At 39.4% G+C, this 19,810-nt stretch carries 20 protein-coding genes and 1 tRNA gene; 11 read left to right on the top strand and 10 right to left on the bottom strand.

From position 1 onward, the window contains the following. Nucleotides 1-22 precede the first annotated feature (22 nt). Together gltX and L0951_RS02375 are read left to right on the top strand one after the other, a co-directional pair. Nucleotides 23-1,534, top strand: coding sequence for a glutamate--tRNA ligase (gene gltX, locus L0951_RS02380; protein ID WP_234109255.1), 1,512 nt, complete (start codon nucleotides 23-25; stop codon nucleotides 1,532-1,534). 47 nt (nucleotides 1,535-1,581) lie between these two features. Next, entirely contained in the window at nucleotides 1,582-2,538 is a 957-nt protein-coding gene (locus tag L0951_RS02375) for an acetyl-CoA carboxylase carboxyltransferase subunit alpha (protein WP_234109254.1), read from the top strand. 229 nt (nucleotides 2,539-2,767) lie between these two features. Here L0951_RS02375 and L0951_RS02370 read toward each other — a convergent pair whose 3' ends face one another. Next, the gene (locus L0951_RS02370) at nucleotides 2,768-3,478 is read right to left on the bottom strand and encodes a cell division ATP-binding protein FtsE (protein ID WP_234109253.1); all 711 of its coding nucleotides are present in this window, start codon (nucleotides 3,476-3,478) and stop codon (nucleotides 2,768-2,770) included. Nucleotides 3,479-3,651: 173 nt separating this feature from the next. Then, on the bottom strand, nucleotides 3,652-3,810 hold the full coding sequence (gene rpmH / locus L0951_RS02365) for a 50S ribosomal protein L34 (protein ID WP_039365072.1): 159 nt from the start codon (nucleotides 3,808-3,810) through the stop codon (nucleotides 3,652-3,654). 506 nt (nucleotides 3,811-4,316) lie between these two features. Here rpmH and L0951_RS02360 point away from each other — a divergent pair. Beyond that, nucleotides 4,317-5,324, top strand: a complete 1,008-nt coding sequence (locus L0951_RS02360; protein ID WP_234109252.1) for a DHH family phosphoesterase — start codon at nucleotides 4,317-4,319, stop codon at nucleotides 5,322-5,324. Nucleotides 5,325-5,331: 7 nt separating this feature from the next. On the opposite strand, the gene L0951_RS02355 is transcribed toward L0951_RS02360, so the two are convergent. The 4 genes from L0951_RS02355 to L0951_RS02340 all read right to left on the bottom strand — a co-directional run bounded on the left by L0951_RS02355 (nucleotide 5,332) and on the right by L0951_RS02340 (nucleotide 7,628). Beyond that, nucleotides 5,332-6,114 (bottom strand): alpha/beta fold hydrolase, encoded by a 783-nt coding sequence (locus L0951_RS02355; RefSeq protein ID WP_234109251.1) that lies wholly within the window; start codon nucleotides 6,112-6,114, stop codon nucleotides 5,332-5,334. Nucleotides 6,115-6,132: 18 nt separating this feature from the next. Continuing rightward, nucleotides 6,133-6,636 carry a hypothetical protein gene (locus tag L0951_RS02350; RefSeq protein WP_234109250.1) on the bottom strand — a complete coding sequence of 168 codons (504 nt, stop codon included), beginning with the start codon at nucleotides 6,634-6,636 and terminating at the stop codon, nucleotides 6,133-6,135. 81 nt (nucleotides 6,637-6,717) lie between these two features. Next, on the bottom strand, nucleotides 6,718-7,167 hold the full coding sequence (dtd, locus tag L0951_RS02345) for a D-aminoacyl-tRNA deacylase (protein WP_234109249.1): 450 nt from the start codon (nucleotides 7,165-7,167) through the stop codon (nucleotides 6,718-6,720). Between the two features lie 11 nt (nucleotides 7,168-7,178). Beyond that, complete coding sequence (locus L0951_RS02340) at nucleotides 7,179-7,628, bottom strand: hypothetical protein (RefSeq protein WP_234109248.1); 450 nt, start codon at nucleotides 7,626-7,628, stop codon at nucleotides 7,179-7,181. A 100-nt stretch (nucleotides 7,629-7,728) separates the two neighbouring features. Here L0951_RS02340 and greA point away from each other — a divergent pair, with 100 nt between their 5' ends. The 6 genes from greA (at nucleotide 7,729) to L0951_RS02310 (ending at nucleotide 13,705) form a co-directional block, all read left to right on the top strand. Next, nucleotides 7,729-8,199: a transcription elongation factor GreA gene (gene greA, locus L0951_RS02335; protein WP_234109247.1), complete on the top strand. Its 471-nt coding sequence runs from the start codon at nucleotides 7,729-7,731 to the stop codon at nucleotides 8,197-8,199. A gap of 85 nt (nucleotides 8,200-8,284) precedes the next feature. Continuing rightward, the gene (locus L0951_RS02330; RefSeq protein WP_234109246.1) at nucleotides 8,285-8,674 is read left to right on the top strand and encodes an HIT family protein; all 390 of its coding nucleotides are present in this window, start codon (nucleotides 8,285-8,287) and stop codon (nucleotides 8,672-8,674) included. A 90-nt stretch (nucleotides 8,675-8,764) separates the two neighbouring features. Next, nucleotides 8,765-9,946 carry an ATP-dependent Clp protease ATP-binding subunit ClpX gene (gene clpX, locus L0951_RS02325; RefSeq protein WP_234109245.1) on the top strand — a complete coding sequence of 394 codons (1,182 nt, stop codon included), beginning with the start codon at nucleotides 8,765-8,767 and terminating at the stop codon, nucleotides 9,944-9,946. An 88-nt stretch (nucleotides 9,947-10,034) separates the two neighbouring features. Then, nucleotides 10,035-12,017, top strand: coding sequence for a T9SS type A sorting domain-containing protein (locus tag L0951_RS02320; protein WP_234109244.1), 1,983 nt, complete (start codon nucleotides 10,035-10,037; stop codon nucleotides 12,015-12,017). Nucleotides 12,018-12,299: 282 nt separating this feature from the next. Beyond that, the gene (locus tag L0951_RS02315) at nucleotides 12,300-13,583 is read left to right on the top strand and encodes a TlpA family protein disulfide reductase (protein WP_234109243.1); all 1,284 of its coding nucleotides are present in this window, start codon (nucleotides 12,300-12,302) and stop codon (nucleotides 13,581-13,583) included. Nucleotides 13,584-13,631: 48 nt separating this feature from the next. Then, nucleotides 13,632-13,705 (top strand) — tRNA-Met (locus L0951_RS02310). Nucleotides 13,706-13,984: 279 nt separating this feature from the next. Here the strand turns inward: L0951_RS02310 and L0951_RS02305 are convergent. From L0951_RS02305 to L0951_RS02290, 4 genes are all read right to left on the bottom strand, one after another. Beyond that, entirely contained in the window at nucleotides 13,985-14,974 is a 990-nt protein-coding gene (locus L0951_RS02305) for a DUF3810 domain-containing protein (RefSeq protein WP_234109242.1), read from the bottom strand. 67 nt (nucleotides 14,975-15,041) lie between these two features. Then, nucleotides 15,042-16,490, bottom strand: coding sequence for an MFS transporter (locus L0951_RS02300; RefSeq protein WP_234109241.1), 1,449 nt, complete (start codon nucleotides 16,488-16,490; stop codon nucleotides 15,042-15,044). 42 nt (nucleotides 16,491-16,532) lie between these two features. Continuing rightward, on the bottom strand, nucleotides 16,533-17,258 hold the full coding sequence (locus tag L0951_RS02295) for a lysophospholipid acyltransferase family protein (protein WP_234109240.1): 726 nt from the start codon (nucleotides 17,256-17,258) through the stop codon (nucleotides 16,533-16,535). A 71-nt stretch (nucleotides 17,259-17,329) separates the two neighbouring features. After that, nucleotides 17,330-17,788 (bottom strand): GtrA family protein, encoded by a 459-nt coding sequence (locus tag L0951_RS02290; protein WP_234109239.1) that lies wholly within the window; start codon nucleotides 17,786-17,788, stop codon nucleotides 17,330-17,332. Nucleotides 17,789-18,005: 217 nt separating this feature from the next. Between L0951_RS02290 and L0951_RS02285 the strand changes: the two genes are divergently transcribed. Together L0951_RS02285 and L0951_RS02280 are read left to right on the top strand one after the other, a co-directional pair. Beyond that, nucleotides 18,006-18,257, top strand: coding sequence for a hypothetical protein (locus L0951_RS02285; protein ID WP_234109238.1), 252 nt, complete (start codon nucleotides 18,006-18,008; stop codon nucleotides 18,255-18,257). Nucleotides 18,258-18,348: 91 nt separating this feature from the next. Then, entirely contained in the window at nucleotides 18,349-19,773 is a 1,425-nt protein-coding gene (locus tag L0951_RS02280) for a CCA tRNA nucleotidyltransferase (RefSeq protein WP_234109237.1), read from the top strand. Nucleotides 19,774-19,810: the final 37 nt, after the last annotated feature.

Genomic DNA, 19,810 nt, shown 5'->3' with positions numbered 1-19,810 from the left:
CAGCTTAATATTTACGGAAAAAATGAGCAAAGTAAGAGTGCGTTTTGCACCGAGTCCAACCGGACCACTGCATTTGGGGGGAGTAAGAACAGCCTTGTATGATTACCTTTTCGCCAAGAATCAGGGCGGAGATTTCATACTAAGGATTGAGGATACCGACACGGCGAGATATGTGGAAGGTGCAGAAGATTACATCATGGAAGCATTGGAATGGTGCGGAATCATCCCTGATGAAAGTCCGAAACATGGCGGAAAATACGGTCCTTACCGGCAATCTGAAAGAAGAGCCATCTATGATCAATATTTGGCGGAAATCCTGAAAACCGATTTTGCTTATCTTGCGTTCGATACTCCTGAAGAGTTGGATGAAATCCGAAAAGAGTTTGAACAAAACGGTGACGTTTTCGCCTATAATTATATCACAAGAAACCGGCTGAAAAACTCTTTGACTTTATCTGAAAAAGAAGTTCAAAAGTTGATTGATGACAAAGTTCCCTATGTGGTGCGCTTCAAAATGCCCATTGACCGGATTTTGAACCTGGAAGACATTATCCGCGGAAAATTCTCCGTAAATACGAACACTTTAGACGATAAAGTTCTGGTGAAAAACGACGGGATGCCGACTTACCATTTCGCCAATATCATCGATGACCATGAAATGGAAATCTCGCACGTGATCCGCGGCGAGGAATGGCTGCCTTCGCTTGGTCTCCATTATTTGCTGTATGAAGCGATGGGTTGGGAAAGACCGCAATTTGCCCATTTGTCCTTAATTCTAAAACCGGAAGGGAAAGGAAAACTTTCAAAAAGAGATGGTGACAAATTCGGATTCCCGGTTTTCCCATTAAATTTTAAAGATCCGGAAACGGGTCATATTTCAAAAGGTTATCGTGAAGAAGGATATCTTCCTGATGCATTCATCAACATGGTTGCACTTCTGGGTTGGAGCCCCGCAGATGACCGCGAAATTCTGACATTGGAGGAAATGGCGAAAGAATTTGATTTGCACAAGGTCCACAAAGCCGGTGCAAGATTCAGCAAAGAAAAAGCAGAGTGGTTTAACCATGAATACCTGAAATTGAAATCCAACGAGGAGGTTTTAACATTATTAAAAAATGTGAAAGGAATTAACCTTGGAAATTCAGATGATGCTAAGTTGTTGAAAATCATTTCATTAATGAAAGAACGGGCAACTTTCGTAAAAGACATTTATAACGATGGGAAATTCTTCTTCGAGCAACCAACTTCCTACGATGAAAAGGCAGTGAAGAAAGCGTGGAATGCGGAAATTGCCGAAATATTGAAAGAACTGGCCATCCAAATGCCATCTTGGGATCTGGGACATGAGGTCTTGAAACAGCACATCCAAGATTTCGCCGAATCCAAATCGCTCGGTATGGGAAAGGTGATGATGCCTTTGAGATTAAGTCTAGTCGGAGAACTGAAGGGTCCCGATGTTCCCGATATTCTAGAAATTCTTGGAAAAGAGGAAAGCATCGCGAGAATAAATAATGCGGTAAATAACATCAATTGATTTTCTATTATTTTCACTAAATTTGACAGATTATTTTAAACCAAAATATGGAATATTTAAGTTTTGAACTTCCGATAAAAGAGCTGATGGATCAATACCAAACCTGTTCGCTGGTAGGTGAAGAAAGTGGGGTAGATGTGAAGCTCGCCTGTTCGCAAATTGAGGATAAAATCATTGAGAAAAAGAAAGAAATCTACGGAAATCTTTCGCCTTGGCAAAGGGTGCAGCTCTCGCGTCATCCAGACCGTCCATATGCATTGGATTTCATCAAAGGAATTACAGATAAAGACAGTTTCCTGGAACTCCATGGCGACCGAAATTTTGCTGATGATCCGGCAATGGTCGGAGGTTTGGCAAAGATTGACGGCAAATCCGTGATGATTATCGGGACTCAAAAAGGGAGAACAACCAAGGAAAGACAACTCCGAAGATTTGGGATGAGCAATCCCGAAGGATATAGAAAAGCACTTCGTTTGATGAAGCTTGCTGAGAAATTCGGTATTCCGGTCATCTCATTGATCGATACTCCGGGAGCATATCCTGGATTGGAAGCAGAAGAGAGAGGTCAAGGTGAAGCCATCGCAAGAAATATCTTTGAAATGACGATGCTTAAAACTCCTATTTTTGTGTATATCATTGGTGAAGGTGCGAGTGGAGGTGCATTGGGAATCGGCGTGGGAAACAAAGTTTATATGCTTGAAAACACTTGGTACACTGTAATCGCACCGGAAAGTTGTTCATCAATCCTTTGGAGAAACTGGGATCATAAGGAAGATGCGGCAAACGCATTGAAATTAACTCCACAAGATGCATTAAAGGAAAAATTCATCGATGGAATCATCGAGGAACCACTTGGCGGAGCGCATTATGAACCACAAGTTGCTTATGATCACCTGAAAACTTCTATCCTTCAAAACATCAAGGCGTTCTCTAAATTCACAGGAAAAGAACTGGAAACACAGAGACAGGATAAGTTTATCGCCATGGGTCAATTCAAAGGATAAAATTTACTCGGGGGAATTACCCGATAATTTCCGGATCATGATTAAAAATAAGATCCAACACAATCAATTTCCAAATTTTGTAAACTTAGGTCAACAAAAAAAGAAGTGATGATTTTGTTGGATCTTTTTCAAATAGCGGGTTTTCGTGAAGACGAATCAAAAAATACGGTTGACTAAAAGCTTCAGTTTGGGTGTGATGACCAGTCGGTACGTCCAGTAAACCGAGTAATTATTCAAAGAGTTCAGCGGTATCCAAGACGGAAACTTTTCCATCCTCACAGCGAATGGCTTCGCCCGGGAAATTCTGAATCATGTGGTAATCGTGTGTAGCCATCACTACCGCTGAGTTATTTTCAAAAGCAACTTGTTTCAGCAAGGTCATGATCTCATTGGAGGTTTCAGGATCTAGGTTTCCTGTGGGTTCATCCGCCAAAATTAATTCTGGATGATTGAGAAGAGCCCGTGCAATGGCAACCCTTTGTTGTTCGCCGCCCGAAAGTTCGTGAGGCATTTTATGCTTTTTGGATTTCATTCCTACACTTCCTAGAACCTCGTTGATGCGTTCTTCCATTTTTCCTTTGTCAGTCCAACCTGTTGCAGCCAGGACGAATTTCAGGTTTTTTTCAACGGTGCGGTCAGTCAGAAGTTGAAAATCCTGGAAAACGATTCCCAGTTTCCTTCTTAGATTGGGAATATCTGAGGGTCTCAGTTTTTCCAGATCAAATCCTGCCACATTTCCTTGACCCGCACTGAGCGGAATGTGTCCGTAAAGTGTTTTCAATAGGGAGCTTTTTCCGGAACCGGTTTTTCCGATCAGGTAGCAAAACCTTCCCCGTTTGATGTTGAGATTAACTTCGTTGAGAACCGTGAAATTTTTCTGGGCGATTTTCGCGTTTTTAAGGTGAATGACGTTCAAACCGTCCTGTGAGGAATGTGGCATATCTTTATGAATGATTCCCTAATTCTTGGGATTAATGGTTGATAAGTAATAAGTAAACTTCATTCAAAAGTAGCAAAAACTTTCATTTTTAGCTAAACTTTAGCAAATTTTAACAACAAAAAATGCTTGGAAATGTACTTTCCAAGCATGTTTTTGTATGATAATTCCGGAGATTATCTCTTAGCGCGTGCTGCACTTACAGTTAAACTCTTTCTGCCTTTTGCTCTTCTTGCAGCCAAAACTCTCCTTCCGTTCGGCGTGGACATTCTTTCACGGAAACCGTGCTTGTTTCTTCTTTTTCGTTCTGATGGTTGGAATGTTCTCTTGCTCATTGCTAATATTTTTAGTAAAAACTATTTCTTATTTTTCAGATTGCAAAGATAGTAAAGTTTTTATTTTCTGCAAATTAAATTTTGGAATTTTGTGGTGGAAGTGAATTGAGTCGGTTTAAAAAGATGATGAAAAAGAAATCAGATTTTAAGCCTTTTTCCAAAAGCGGGATTCTTGAAAGTACTTTTGGCCGGTTTGATCAAGAAAGAAGTTGATGCAGCCATTAAGAATGACTCTGGAAGTATTCAGGAAAAAAAGATAAAATAATTCGCTATTGCAAATTTATATTACAAAATTTCAACAGACGCTGAAAGAAGTTCATCATCTTATTCCTTCGAAAAAGTTAAATAACTTTTTCCTGTATATTTAGGTTGAAATTATGCAAAAATTTGAATTATTTCAATCAATTCGGATTGATGCGATCATGAGTTTTTGCGAAGAAGATTATCCTAAGAGAAAGCCTATTGGTATAAAACAAATAGTATATTTGCCATTCAAAATATTTTGCATGTTCCACTCTTCAGAAATTTCAGAAATAAAAAAACTTTTAAGCCCCTCTCACAAAATTGTGATTATCACCCATTATAATCCTGATGGAGATGCGATTGGTTCGAGTTTGGGTCTGAAACATTTCTTAAAACAAAAAGGGCTTGAAGCCGATGTGGTTGTTCCCAATGATTTTCCGAAATTTCTAAAATGGATGCCGGAAGCCAAAAAAATCACCATCGCAGAATATAAGAGAAAACAGGCGGGGGAATTAATTTACTATGCTGATGTTATTTTTATTCTTGATTTTAATGCGTCTCACCGCAGTGGAAATTTGGTTGGACCGTGGATTGAGAAAGCAAAGGCAAAGAAAATACTGATCGACCATCACCAACAACCGGAAGATTTTGATTTTGTTTATTCAGACACGGCGCTTCCGGCAACTTCGCAGATGATTTATCACTTCGCCGAGGCATTGGGTGAGGAAAACCTCGTCAATCAGGATATTGCAGAATGTCTTTACACGGGAATTATGACCGATACCGGAGGTTTCCGCTTTCGTTCCACTTCTGCCACCACGCACAGAATTATCGCTAAATTAATAGAAAAAGGTGCAGATCCGGCGATGATTACTTCTAACACATGGGATACCAACACCGTTTCCAGGCTTCATTTGTTGTCTTTGATTCTAAGCCGAATCGAGGTGGTGAAAGAGGGCAAAGTCGCTATTTTATGGCTAAAAAGGGAAGAGTTAAAGGAATTCGGTTTCCAAAAAGGTGATACTGAAGGTTTCGTGAATTATGGTCTAAGTATCATGGGAACACAGGTTTCCGCATTTTTCATGGAGGATTTGTACGAGGATTTTATCAAGATTTCTTTCCGCTCAAAAGCAGATGTGGATGTGAACCAGTTTTCCAGAAAATACTTCAATGGAGGGGGGCACATCAATGCTGCGGGGGGAAAATACTTCAAAACCATTGAAGCTACCATCGAGGATTTTAAAGAAAAAATTGAGGCAGAAGATTTGTAGGCGTTCATCAGAAAACCAAATTCTTCGGCAGATTATGCAATAACTCGGTGTTGATGATTTCTGCGCAAATTGTAGGTTTTTCCAGCTGTCCATTATGGCCGCAATCTAAGAGGTAGGATTTAATATTGGTTTTATCCGGAAGATTTTTGATGGTCACTTCTGTTTTCACGGCATGGTCATGTTTTCCTGCAATCACCAGGATTTTGCCTTCAAAATTGCTCAATACATGGGATTTGTCGGTTCGCTCGATCATTCCTTTCACAGCTGCCAAAACACCTTCTGGTTTTGTGGAAAGTGCGATTTCTTTGGCCAATTCTATCTTCCCCTCCAAAATATCTTTTTCATTTTCGTTAAAGAGATTTGGGATTGCAGCATTGACATAATGTGGAAAAGCATCTTTGATCACTTTGAAACTCTTTCGCCGCTGCTCTTTTTTTTCGTCATCATCCGCAAAATAGGTGGAGAAAAATAAGGTCAGAGATTTTAAGGTTTCAGGAAATTTATCGGCAAAAGCAAGGGCAGTGTAACCTCCCATGGAATGTCCCAGTATATGGAATTTCTCTAGTTTTAATTTGTCGGTAACTTTTGTGATTTCATCGGCGTTCAGTTCCATGGTGTGAATTTCTCCATAAATTTTCGACAGGCCGTGTCCCGGCAAATCAATCCTGATGATGGTGAAATCCTTGGAAAGCCTTTGCTCCATCTCTTCCCACACCATAATATTTTCCATAAAACCATGGAGTAAAACGAGCTTTTCATGTCCGTTTCCGGAAATTACATAGTTCAGCATGTTTTCAAAATTAGGAAGTTAAAAATAAATGTCAATATACTCCACAAATCCTTCCCCATTTACCTTGTTTTGCAGCCTCCAGAAATTTCCTTTTCCTTCATCCATAAAGGTGGTTCTTCTTGCCCGGACAAATTTTTTTCCATTGATGACTTGGGAGATCCTGCCTTCAAAATTCAAATGTTTCTCTGAAACCCTGTTGATCACTCCGGATAGAGAGACCTTGTTCTTTCCTGCAACCGCTTTTCCCACTACATCGTATTGGTCCCGTCCCACTTTTATGAAATTGACGTTTCCATTAAAAGTCACGAAATCATCCGTAAACTTCAAGGTTTTTTTTCCGGTTAGATCTCCGAAAATATTTTTTTGATTGGCGATGCTTATGCTGTCGTTGTATCTGGTTCTCGCCACATTGATGGAATCTCTAATCTTGGTGTTTTTAATGTTTTCCGAGGAAATTCCGGTGGCACTCTCTGAACAGGAAACCGCAAGCAGTAGAGAAATGAGAAGGAAATTTCTATTCATAGGAGCTGTTTTTTTTCAAAATTAAAAATAAAATTAAGAATAAAATTAAAAAAAAACAATTTCCGGTGAGAAACCATTTGTTTAAAGTTTTGTCTTGGAATCCATGATGATGGTGACGGGACCGTCATTCACCAGAGAAACTTTCATGTCAGCACCGAAAATGCCGCTTTCGGTTTTGAGTCCGGATTTAGAAATTTCAGTTTTAAAATATTCAAAAAGCGGAATTGCTTTTTCCGGTTTTGCGGCTTTGATGAAAGATGGACGGTTTCCTTTTTTGTAATCCGCGATCAACGTGAACTGACTGATGCAAAGGATTGCTCCGGAAATATCCTGAATGGAGCGGTTGAGTTTGCCTTCGTCATCACCAAAAACTCTTAAGTTCAAAATTTTTTGGACCAGCCAATCGGCGTCTGCTTTATCATCTTCCTCATCAATTCCGATGAGGAGCAAAAAACCGTGGTCGATTTCGCCAACTATTTTGCAGTCCACTTTCACATGAGCTTTAGAAACTCTTTGAATTACAGTTTTCACCAAATAAGATTTTAATTGAATATAGATAAGATCCCGGAATTAGAATCAAAATTATACCGGTAGGTTTTTGGCGGTATTTGCGCAATTTTGGTGGGTTCGCCGGTGATCAGAATCCATTCTGCACCATCTTTCGGGCAAATGACTTTTATGCTGTTCTGCACATTCAGTGTGGTGTTCTGTTCCGGACAAATATGTGGAGCATTCCGGTCGTAAATTTTAAAGCCATTTGTGGTTCGCACTACGATTAATCCGCGCGTTCCACATTGCTGCTCGTTCACATAGATCCAGCCTCCTACATTTTGCAGGTCAAAGTATGCAGGATAATTCAGATTTAAAACCACGTTGATAGGAGCGTTTGGAAAACAGTTCACCGTCTCATTGCGCTCGCTGCAGGAATTGATGATTAATATGCTGAAAATGAATATTATTGGCAAAAAAAAATACAGCGTTCTTCTTTTCATTTTAAAATAATTTATATCTTTGTAAAACAAAACCACATAGAAAACATTGTCCGGCAAATGTCGGATTATTTTTTTATACTAACGATAAAGTAGAAAAATTATGGCAAGTTATGTAACCCAGGAAGGTTTGAATAAAATGAAAGTTGAATTGGAGCAACTGGAAACCATTGAAAGACCAAGAATTACTCAGCAAATCGCAGAAGCAAGAGATAAAGGAGACCTGTCTGAAAATGCGGAATATGATGCGGCGAAGGAGGCTCAAGGAATGTTGGAAATGAAGATTTCTAAACTGAAAGACATGATCGTGAATTCAAAAGTGATCAATGAAAGCCTGCTAGATACTTCAAAAGTGTCTATATTAACCACCGTAAGATTAAAGAATAACGGCACCAAAAAGGAACAGGTTTTTACTTTGGTTCCTGATAATGAAAGTGATTTGAAATCAGGGAAAATATCAGTGAATACGCCCATAGCAAAAGGATTACTTGGAAAAGCAGTAGGCGAAACGGCAGAAGTACTTTTGCCAAATGGGAACCAACTTTCCTTTGAAGTCTTGGAGATCTCCCTTTAATGAAAATTTTGTGGGAAGCCATCTTCTGTGGAACTGTTTTTGCTGATTAAATTTGCGAATTATCTCATTCAAAAAAAATTAAATCATGAGTTCCATTTTTACGAAAATAATCAGCGGCGAAATTCCTTCGTACAAAATTGCTGAGGATGACAATTTCCTTGCTTTTTTAGACATCATGCCCATTGCCAAAGGACACACTCTGGTAATTCCCAAAAAAGAAGTTGACCTCATATTCGATATGGAAAGTGAGGATTTCAAGGAACTTTGGGGGTTTGCCCAAAGTGTGGCGAAGAAATTGGGTAAAACATATCCCCAACAGAGGATCGCTTCGGCGGTAGTGGGACTGGAGGTTCCGCATGCCCATATCCATCTGATTCCGATTAACAAGATGGAAGACATGAATTTCAAAAATGTCCGCTTGAAACTAACGGAGGATGAATACCTTGAAATTCGAGATGCGATCAGGAACGCTTAACTTTAATATGACTTTTGCCAGTTTTCGAAATGAACTGGAATCTATCGATGAGTGATCTTTAATCCTCATTGTTCTATAATTGTACAATTTATGAATTCAAACCAATGCTCTTTCTGCGGAAGGAAAAGAAATGAAGTGAAAATGCTGGTTTCCGGAAATAACGGGTTTATTTGCGAGAACTGCATTGAGCAGGCGCACGTTATCGTGAAAGACAGTATGACAAAGAATGGTTTTTCGCCTGCCGATAAAATCGAAGACCTTAAAAAACCAAAAGAAATCAAAAAATTCCTTGATCAGTACGTGATCGGACAGGACCAGGCGAAAAAGCAGCTTTCTATCGCCGTTTATAATCATTACAAAAGATTGCTCCACGCGAAAAATGAAAATAAGGAAGTGGAAATAGAGAAGTCCAACATCATCATGATTGGGGAGACTGGAACCGGGAAAACGCTTCTTGCAAAAACCATTGCCAAGGAATTAAACGTGCCTTTCTGTATAGTGGATGCCACCATTTTAACGGAGGCCGGATACGTGGGTGAAGATGTGGAAAGTATTCTTTCTCGGCTTTTGATGGTTGCCGATTATGATGTGGAAAAAGCCGAAAAGGGAATCGTATTTATTGATGAAATAGACAAAATTGCCAGAAAATCAGATAATCCGAGCATTACTCGGGATGTCTCCGGAGAAGGGGTGCAACAAGGTCTATTGAAGCTGCTGGAAGGAAGCATAGTGAATGTTCCGCCGCAAGGAGGAAGGAAGCATCCGGATCAAAAATACATCCAGGTAGACACGAAAAATATACTTTTTATTGCTGGAGGCGCATTTGACGGCATCAAAGAAATCATTGAAAGAAGATTGAATAAGCAGGCAATTGGCTTTAGTTCGGAGAAACTTAATAAAGCTGAAGAGGAAGACTATATTTTGAGTCAGATCAATGCAATTGATTTACGGAAATTCGGTCTCATCCCTGAGCTTTTGGGTAGATTCCCAATTGTGACGTATTTGGACAGGCTTACCAAGGAAACCATGATCCGGATTATGAAGGAGCCTAAAAACTCTATCGTCAACCAATTTGTGGAATTATTCAAAATGGATGGAGTGAAGTTGAAGTTTACGGATCAATCAATTGAGAAGATCGTGGAGGAAACTATGGAAAAAGGACTTGGAGCGAGGGGGCTACGTGGCACCACGGAGAAGGTGTTGGAAGACTACATGTTTGACATCGCTGCAAGGAAAGAAATTGTGCTGTCTGACGACAATATTAAATTGTGAGATTTCACTCAAATATATAATTAATTCAAAAAATATTGAATATCTTTGCGTATGATTCTGACCTCAAAAAACACAAAAACAAAACATAATGAAAAGAAATTTATTAATCGGGGGTATGCTGGTTGCGTATTTTACGCTTCCTGCGCAGATGACCACCACACCGAAAGTTCTTAGCCATGTTGATGGAGGGGCTGTACTATATGTAGGCAAAAATGCATTGCTTTATAATGGTGGAGGATTGCAGGTGAAAGACACAGGTGTCTTAGAAAACCATGGAAATGTAATGGTTGTAGCATCAGATGCTATAAACGATGTATTACGAACTTTGGACGGGACTAGTGATAAACTTGAAGGATCCACTTCCGGAGGAACAATTATGAATGCCTTAAATGAACCGGCCGCTTACTCCACTTGGAATGCCAATAGTTCAGCCGCAACACCAGCTTATACTTACGGGCAATTCTATATTAAGGGAATCAATCAGGCCAATATCAAGGGCATCGTTGATCAGCAATTTCGCTCTCCAAATCATGGAGCTTATCAGCAATTTTCGGTACCGTTTTATGGAAAAACCGCGTCCACTTTGAGCGCTGAACTTGGAAAAGTGTTTAATACCCAAAGATGGTCGCAGAATGAAATTCTGGTTTGGAATAACGACAATATTGTATTCGATAACCTTCCGAGTATTTCCACCGTTTTAGGTAGTGCGACCTATGTTCCGTACTCTTACTATATCTTGGGCGGTAAGAATTTAGATGTTGCTTCCCAAACCAGAACAGTCAAAGGAGTTCCAGTATCAGATGTTACTTATTTTTCACGTACACTGTCAGGTGCAGGTGCGGGCGTGAATTATGGAGCAAACGGAAACGCAATCAACCAATACAACGAAAAATATAACACTTACCTCGGAGATTCTTTTGCATATTCTAGGGGTAACGTATGGGATGGTACCGATTATGGAAAAAACATGTATTTTTTCGCTAATCAGTACCTCACAAATTTAGATTTATCTAATCTGAACGTTAATACGGATCCGGATTATGTTCCCAATATCAATGGTATTCGTCTTGAACCCACCAATGTTCAGTATCATCCAAATGTTGGCGGAAGCATCGTTGGGTTTAAGTTTGTGACTAATGTAAATGGTGTTTGGACGGGCGATACAGATTACTTGATGATTCGTCCAATGGGCACGTTCATGATCAAGCTTTTGAATAACTCCGTTACTCCCACTATCAATCTCTCTAATCTCAGAAGATTTAATTATTATTCCAGGAATACCGGAACGCCTTATTCCGTAATTGCCAATCGAGGAGCCGTTAATGGAACAGTGAAAGAATTGGCAATAATTGGTCTGAACGCAAACGGAGGAGAAGTTGCAAGAACTTACTATGTAGTATATCCGAACGGAGTTACCGGACATTCCAGCAACACGAAGGCGCAGGTTACTGCGGGTTCCACCAATTTGTTGGGTACTTACGAAGAGGATCCTATAAATGGTGGTTATGATAATAATTACACCTCATCTTACTGGCTTTATATCAATGAAGCTAATGAGGACAATTTCAAAGGAAAAAACATTAAACTGGTGAAATATTCCGGTGATATTGTTTCATACAAAATGCAGATTAAGGAAAATGGGGAATTGATTCCTGATGGTGAGCATTTGTTGTCGACTAATGACGGTTTCTATTTTAAAGGTGTTGATGGGGTGACGCAGCCGGTAAATCAGAATATGATTTTGGCTGCGGGAGGTGCTTCTACACAGGCTTATGACGTTTATTACGGACTTCCTTCAGGTGTTCTGGCCAATGGTCAGGCAACGGTTCCTTCGAGGACTGTAATTGCTTATAATCCTGGTATAGATCATTATGTAGTGATTTTTGATCCGAACTGGAAGAAAGCAGATATCCAGGTTTTTGATATGAGCGGCAAGCTTATGCTTTCTGAGCGTGGAATTTCAACATCCATGAATTACACGATTAACCTTGTGAAGAGTCTGAATAATGTGTATCTGGTGAAAATAATTTCTGACAAAGGAGAAATTGTACAGGGTAAGATTATCAAATAAAAAACTCGAATTATGAAACTATCAAATAAACTGATATTATTAGCTTGCTCAGTAATTAATTTTTCACTGTATGCAGAAGATCCACCACCACCAGATGGAGGCGACACGGGAACGCCTGGTGTTCCTGCATCTCCAATAGATCTTTATCTATATGTCTTAGTCATCGCAGCAATAATCTTAACTTTCTATTTTATTAGGAAGTCAAAGAGACAAATCGCTTGAGATTATCTATAATCAAAATATACTCACTGAAATCTCAGTGAGTTTTTTTATATTTACTCCATGAAAAAAATATTTGGAATATTGAGCTTAGCAGCCATTTGTTCGGTGCAGGCGCAGTTTAAGATATCTATTGAGGTGCCTGGTGATTTTGCGCCTAGGGAAGTTTATCTTTATACTTTAAATGGATCTAAAGATATATTGAGCACAAAAGAATTGCGAAAAGGAAACATCTGGCAGATTGCATATCCGAAATCCTATCAGGGAATGATGAAGCTGTATTTTCCTGAAAATGGCACGTCGCTCAATTTTATTTCAGAAAACAAGGATGTCATGCTAAAATTTGAAGCCGCCAAGAACAAAATTTCAAAGATTGAATATCTCGATGAAAGCAATTCGCTGATGAATAAATTGCAAGATATCCAGCAAAAAAAAGAATACATTCTACCGGCACTTTATCAAATCAAAGAGTATTACAAAGACGGACAACCATTTGGAAAATCGCTTGACGAAGAAATCCAAAGACTCTCGACTAGTAACGGAGATTTAAGCAAATTTCCTTTCGTGCAGTACTACAATACGAATTACAACCGATTTGTAGAAAAATCTGCGACCAAAAAACCTCTGACACACGAAGAAATTGTGCACTTTTTAGCCAACTCAGATGAAAAGCTGGAGTCCTCCTCTTTATTACGCCCTGTCCTTGTGGCTTATTTAAATATCGGACCCAATACCAATATCACCAATGACATTGATAAGCTTTTAACCGCAGTCAACACCGAGACACCGCGCGGACAAACCATTTTGTCTGAACTGATTGAATTGTTTGATGCCTACGATATGCAGGATCTGAAGACCAAATATCTTACCGAAGCCAAAAATCTTAAATGTACCATTAACCAAAGGTTGTCAGGAACCATTTCAGCGAATGTCAATACAGAGGTGGGTGCAAAATTTCCAGATTATAAGTTTAACCGCGCAACGAATAGCACCGCAAAATCGGTTTACGACTTAAAGGCAGAAAAGAAGATCATCGTATTTTGGTCATCGACATGTTCTCATTGCGAAGCTGAACTGCCAAAAATTATCGAAAAATATAATCAGATAAAAGGTCAAAAAGCCGAAGTGATCGCATTTTCATTAGACGTTGAAAAGGAAGCTTATGAAAATAAGGTAAAGAATTTACCATGGGTTAATGATACGGAACTCCGTGGCTGGTACAGCAGTTTTGTAGATACCTATAATGTTCATGCAACACCAACCTATTTCGTGCTGGATTCGAACAATAAGATCATAGCAAAACCTGATCATGTGGCAGATTTGCTAAAGTTTTTAAACTTGAATTAATTTTTGCCACATCACAAAATATTTTTATCTTTGCACCACTCAAAACCAGGCGAGGTAGCTCAGATGGTTAGAGCGCAGGATTCATAACCCTGAGGTCACGGGTTCAATTCCCGTCTTCGCTACAAATCCCAACAACAGTTGGGATTTTTCATTTGCATGAATTTCATTGCCGAACAAACATTAGTAAAAATTCAAAAAAATATAGGGATTATGCTGTAAATTCACAACAAATCCATTAAATTGAGTAGGGATGTGGATATTTTTAAAATAAATATTTTGCTATTTGAAAATTTTGTAGTAATTTTACCGCGCCTTAAATATGACACTCGTCTGTTTTGGGGCAATAAATTTTTTTTCATCATTTGTGTTTTTAGAATCGTACTGCAAAGTACGGTTCTTTTTTATTGCTGATCGGGAGAGTATTCGTACTGAATCAGAAGGTTTACGAAATAGGAATAGGTGACACTTCCGTCTTGCTGATTGGATTTGAGAAACAGATCGTTAGTGATCCCAAATAAAGAATCCAGAATTCCTGCATGATTTTTGATAAACGCTTTCTCGGCGTTCCGGTCCCGTTTCATGCCAGGAGAATAAGCGCTCAAGACCTGCTTCACAAATGCAGGATTCTTTTCTGCCAAAGCATTCAAAAGTGATTTGAGAACAAAATACTCAGTGCTGTATCTTAAGTCCGAATTCCCCGACTCTTTCCCGATGAGGTATCCTACAAAATTTGCTTCCTGTTCCCGGGCAAAACCCAGTTGGTGGGAACTTTCATGAGCCAATGTAAAAGGGAGAAATATGGAGGGAAGTTCCGCATTAATCTGCGCTTCCGCAGAAAATGGATTATAATATCCGAAGATCCCAGTATAGCTCATGATTCCTCTAAACAAGCTTGGTTTAAAGGAATTGATGGCGGTCGATTTTTGGGAACCGATTATTTTGGGCAGATGTTTTTGCCTTCTCAGGATTTCGGTTTCTACTTCTTTAAAATTTTCAATTTCAAATACTCCTCTCCCATCCTCGCTGACCAATTCTCTGGTTTTCCGGCAACGATCCAAGTAAATCAAAGCTAATTCCTTCGTCTGTTTTGCGGTGACTACTCCTTTGGGAAGTTTTTCGCGGATCGGGTGCTGAAAGTACATCATTCCCCAAAAAAGCTGGTAGATGAAATAGAAGGAATTTATGGCCACAAAAAGCCAAATCAAAGATTTGTTTCGGGACACTTTGCGAATCGTGTTAATCAATATGAAGCCTAGAAAAATGAAGACCACGATGTAAAAAACATCTCCCACAGAGAAAGGTATCCGCGCGAATAGCTGCTGATGAAATCTTTTCTTAAGTTCAAAGAATCTTGCGAAAAGCTCTACCGCAAAACCTATTTTGGAAAGCATGAAAAACAAAAGAATTTGGGCAAGTAAAAAACCTGCCCAAAAACGCTTTGTTTGATATTTATTTTTCTTAGTGTTCACCTTCTTTTTGAAGTTTGTCCAAATCAATTCCCTGAGCTTTTAGAATCCCACTTACCCGAATAGCATAGAAAGCAAGATAGGCAAAGCAGAGAACACCCACGATATAGCTTAAATGAATATTTGTGGCATCGGCAAGAGCTCCTTGGATCCAAGAAATAATGCCTCCTCCCATAATCATCATAATTAAAAATCCAGAACCTTGGTTGGTGTGCTTCCCCAAGCCGTTGATCGCCAAAGCAAAAATACAGGGCCACAAAGTGGAACAGAATAAGCCGACACTGGTAAAGGCATAAACCGATGTCATGCCGGTGGTCAACATTCCTATCCCCAATGCTATAATTCCCATCATGGAAAAGATCAAAAGCATTCTCGCCGGATTTCCTTTGCTCAAAATGTCACAGATAATCATCACGAAAATGATCGTTCCATAAATGTAAAAATGGGACAGATCATGTTGTGCAATAGCATTGACCAAAAGGAAAACTCCAAATGCAAGGTAAGGTGCCAAAAACCTGAGGACTTTTTTAATTCCTGCATTGAAATCGAATGCTTCCACTGCACCGGTCCATCGACCAATCATTAGTGATGCCCAGTATAGCGAAATATAGGGCGCAATATCCTTGGTTTGAAAACCTAATGATTTTTCCATATAGGCTGGAAGATTACTTGCGGTGGAAACCTCTACACCTACATACACAAAAATAGCGATCATCCCCATGACAAGCTGCGGATATTGTAGCGCAGAAGTACGGTGTTCACCGGGAATATCATCGTCTGTATTTTCAGTAATTGTTGGTGTGATTTGTGGAAGTGATGAAAATTTTAATAGTATGGCCACCAAAATAAAAGCGCCTCCCAGAACCAGGTAGGGAATTTTCACGGATTCAATGCTGGCTTCAGTATTGGAAGCGGTTGCAGAACCGAAAATAGCAAAAGCTACTATTAATGGACCTATCGTTGTTCCCAAATTATTGATTCCTCCCGCCATCGTCAAACGTTGTGAGCCAGTTTCAGTTGGACCAATTTCAATAGCCAAGGGATTTGCAACGATTTGCTGCAAAGAAAACCCTAGTCCCACAGTGAAAAGACCTGAAATCATTAAAGTAAATGAACCCATATTTGCAGCCGGATAAAATAAAAGTGTTCCCGCTGCGGAAATCAGAAGTCCAGTTATCAAACCGTTTTTATAACCGATTTTGTTGATCAGGTCCTGTTTGATTGCTTTCGAAATAAACATATAAATCAGTGAACCAACTGTGTAGGCCACATAGAAAGCAACCGCTACATACTGGCTCTGACTTTGGGTCAGATTGAAAGCTTTCTTGAAAACCGGGATCAAAATGTCGTTACTCGCAGCAACAAAACCCCAAAAGAAAAACACAGTTACCAATGGCACGAACTGCCCCCAATTGGTCTGCTTAGAATAATTTGTAGACATCTATTAAAATTTGTTAAAAACAAATATAATTAATTTAAGTTCTCAAACCGGGTTTTCCAAGACTTTTTTTATTTCCTGGTAAGCCACTGTTTTCAATTCCGGTGCTGAATTGGTTGGTTCTAAAATATCACTGAAGTAAACCCGCACTTTTCCGGGGTGTCCTTTGGAATTGTCAAATGGGAACATTTCTTTTAAACCCACAAATGTGAAAATTGCAACTGGGACCTTATGTTTCGAGGAAAGGATAAATGCGCCGTCTTTGAAACTGTCCAGAAGAATCGTGGTGTCGTCCGGAACTCCTCCTTCCGGAAAAATCACGATGCTCTGTCCTTCCTTCATTCTTTCTGCACATCTGCGGTACACTTCTGCCCGGCTTTTTGCAGAACTTCGGTCCACCATCACGCAAATTCTCTTATAGATTGTTCCAAAAATAGGAATTTTTACCAGTTCTTTCTTCCCCACATAGCAAAGAGGGTGATTTGGCATCAAAAGGCAGGGCAGCATCACATCCATCAGCGAAGTATGGTTGGAAATAAAAACATACTGGCGGTCTTTTTCGATTTTTTTTGTGGTCAGCTTAATCAATTCATAACGAAAACCCATTCCAAAAAACATCCCAAAACACCAGACTCGGATGAATTTATAGGCATATTTATAATGTTCCTTTCGAACCGATAAAATCAGCACGGGAATTCCCAGAGTAAGCGTAAGAACTGTTCCCAGCAGAATCATCCAGCCGCGCCAAAGGTAATTGAGGAGTCTTGTCATAATTTTTTATTGATTGCAATCCTTTTCAGTACCTGAGAAGTCCAATTATCACAGATAATGAGTTGACCTTTTTATCCATTAAAGATCACTCTCTTTTTTACAGAATAATTTAAAATAGAAACCAAAAGGATGGCAGAAATTTTACTCAGTATCTCCTGGCTGAAGACAAAGAAACCGGCATCAAAATGATCTGTGAATACAAACCTAAAGAAAATTTGGAAGAAAGACAAACTGAGGATCGTGGAAAAAAATGAGACAAACATGAAATAAGCGAATTCTTTCTTTTTGGAATGTTTGCCACGCTCGAACACAAACCAGATGCTTAGAAAATAATTGGTTAAAATGCCGCAAGTCGTCGAAAAAACATTACTTAATGGAAAGTGAATCCCATGAAAATTGGTTTCTGATGTAATAATTTGGGGAAGGTAAACGCTGAAAATCTTAAATGAGCCTATCTCCACAATCGCGCTTAAACCGCCGGCAATGATGAATAGCAAGATCTGTCGCTGTCTGAGGAGAAGTGTTCTCATATTTTGTTACTGAATGCAAATTTAAAACTATTGTTAAACAATTAAAACTATTGTTAAAATATTTTTTTGTTTCGATTTAATATCTAAATTTATTCTTTCAAACGAGGAAATTTTACCTGATAAATTTTCATTTTCAATGTGTTGTGAGATTGACTTTTATCTTGAAGACCTACTTTTAAGTTGATAACATTTGTCCACAACGGTGAAAAAAAATACCATGAAAACCCCAAACGCTTACCGAAAGTTCAGACCAGATCAAAAAAAAATCGAAGAACTAGAAAAAAACAGCCCGCGTTTCAAACGAATCTATTCCGAATACGAACTGATGTCTGAAGAATTATGGAATCTGGAAAACAGTGATGCCTCAAATATTCCGGACGATTTCCTGGAGGCGGTGAAGTTACAGACCGAATATCTGGAAGACGAAATCCATGATTGGTTGCTAGATGATCATCCGGCATCAAATTAACTGCCGAAAACCAAATCTCAAAAACTCATAGCAATATGGGTTTTTCTTTTTTGGCTATCTTTGCACATTCTTAAAATCAGCTTTTATCACGATGCAAATCAATCTTAAACAGAATAAAAACCTTAAGCTTTTCAAACTCATTTCCCAGGTGGCAGAAGTGAATAATCAGTCGGTTTTTATTGTCGGCGGTTATGTCCGGGATTTGCTGATGAAGCGTAAAGCACCTACCGATATCGATTTCGTGACCGAAGGAAACGGAATGGATCTCGCAAAAAAAACTGCTGCAGAAATCGATCCCCAGCTGAAAGTTTCCATTTTTAAAACCTACGGAACTGCAATGTTTAAGCACAGCGGACTCGATTTGGAATTTGTCGGAGCAAGAAAAGAAAGTTATTCTGAAGATTCCCGAAAACCTTCTGTGGAAACCGGAACTCTGGAAGATGACCAAAAACGCAGGGATTTCACCATCAACGCGATGGCGATTTCTCTGAATAAGAAAGATTTCGGTGCGTTGATTGATCCTTTTGGCGGACTGATAGATATTCAGAATGAAATCATCCGGACTCCGATGGAACCTTCGCAAACTTACTCAGATGATCCTTTGCGGATGATGCGTGCGATTCGTTTTGCCTCGACCTTGAATTTCAAGATTGAAGAAAATTCTTTAAACGCCATTAAAAATGAATCTGAAAGGATCAGAATTGTTTCGATGGAAAGAATCATGGTGGAATTCAACAAGATTATGCTATCGGAAAAACCATCAGTGGGGTTGAAGCTGATGGAGCAAACCGGACTTTTACCTTTAATCATCCCCGAACTGACGGCCTTGAAAGGAATCGAGGAAGTGGAAGGTCAAACACACAAAGACAATTTTTGGCACACCTTGGAAGTGGTGGATAATATTGCCAAAAATACCGATAAACTGTGGCTTCGCTGGGCGGCATTGCTTCACGACATCGGAAAAGCACCCACAAAAAAGTTCGACCAAAAAAACGGCTGGACTTTCCACGGACACGAGTTTTTAGGCTCGAAAATGGTGAAGAATCTTTTTCAGCGTTTAAAACTCCCACTCGGAACGGATATGAAATATGTCCAGAAATTGGTGAAACTTTCATCCAGACCCATTGCGCTGATTGATGATGGTACCTCGGATTCCGCATTGCGAAGGCTTCTGTTTGATTCCGGAGAAGATTTGGAAGATTTGTTCACCTTATGCAAAGCAGATATCACGACTAAGAATTCCTCCAAACAGGAGAAATTCAGGAAAAATTTTGAATATGTTGCCCAAAAGATAAAGGAGGTGGAAGAAAAGGATCAGGTCCGGAATTTTCAGCCGCCCATTTCTGGAGAGGAAATCATGGAAATGTTCAAAATCAGGCCTGGTCGAGAAATCGGCATCCTGAAGGAAAAAGTGAAGGAAGCTATTTTGGAGGGTGAAATCGCCAATGACAAAGATGATGCTAGAATGTTTGTGATTAAAGAAGCGGAAACGCTCGGACTGAAAATCCGGCATTAATAGGAAGCCAAGAAAATCCTTAAACGGCACATATAGC

It is taken from the genome of Chryseobacterium sp. R2A-55, assembly GCF_021401085.1.
GTDB lineage: Bacteria > Bacteroidota > Bacteroidia > Flavobacteriales > Weeksellaceae > Kaistella.
Note: the sequence above shows the minus strand (reverse complement) of the source record. Positions and strands in the feature narration are given on the sequence as shown.